Origin of the sequence: Tritonibacter sp. SIMBA_163, from assembly GCF_046535935.1 — a bacterium.
In the GTDB taxonomy this organism is placed as follows: domain Bacteria; phylum Pseudomonadota; class Alphaproteobacteria; order Rhodobacterales; family Rhodobacteraceae; genus Epibacterium; species Epibacterium scottomollicae.
This window is the reverse complement of sequence record NZ_JAWJBP010000373.1, coordinates 1-276: the sequence shown is the minus strand read 5'-3', so window position 1 is coordinate 276 and position 276 is coordinate 1. Positions and strand designations below refer to the sequence as shown.

The 276-nt window shown below is 45.3% G+C and carries 1 protein-coding gene; it reads right to left on the bottom strand.

Annotated features, from left to right (window positions below):
• Window positions 1-276 (bottom strand): DNA polymerase domain-containing protein (locus R0J92_RS22775; protein ID WP_411053337.1); only part of this gene is annotated, 276 nt, incomplete at both ends.

Genomic DNA, 276 nt, shown 5'->3' with positions numbered 1-276 from the left:
CGCGTATTTTTTTTTGGTAACGAAGAAACCACGTTTGTAGAAACCTTCGTATTCCAGTTCCAGCAGACCCGGCAGTTTCGCGTTGATGTAGTCAACGAATTCCAGCGCTTTTTTTTTGATTTCTTCAGATTTACCACCCGGGATGGTCGCGTACAGACCGTCGGTGTCGATGTACAGAACTTTGAAACCGAATTTTTCTTCCAGTTCTTTCCAAACGAATTCGATGTATTCACGACCCCACGCGGTAACAGATTCCGCGCATTCTTTGCAGTACCA